This is a genomic window from Pseudomonas sp. HY13-MNA-CIBAN-0226 (genome assembly GCF_040310305.1).
Lineage (GTDB): Bacteria > Pseudomonadota > Gammaproteobacteria > Pseudomonadales > Pseudomonadaceae > Aquipseudomonas > Aquipseudomonas gregormendelii.
This window is the reverse complement of sequence record NZ_JBEOPS010000655.1, coordinates 1-234: the sequence shown is the minus strand read 5'-3', so window position 1 is coordinate 234 and position 234 is coordinate 1. Positions and strand designations below refer to the sequence as shown.

Below are 234 nucleotides of genomic sequence, written 5' to 3'. Positions count from 1 at the left end.
AGTGCCAGCACTATATCAGATTCATGACAATGCCAATTTTCCGCAACTCACTTGGTTAATTGATAATCTGTATGACAATCCGCAGATTCAACCTGATATTGCTCAAGCATTGGCTGATGAGATGGTAGGGTTTGAAAAGTTAATACTCTCGCTACACCTACCTTTTCCTAGGGTGCCACTGCAAAATTTGCAGACCTTTTTTATGGAGGCTGCTACTAAACAACAGGTTATTCA

The 234-nt window shown here is 40.6% G+C and carries 1 protein-coding gene; it reads left to right on the top strand.

The window, feature by feature from the left end; all coding sequences use genetic code 11:
- Positions 1–234, top strand: a 234-nt coding sequence (locus AAEZ05_RS30310) for a hypothetical protein (protein WP_350650381.1), incomplete at both ends; no start/stop codon positions are given.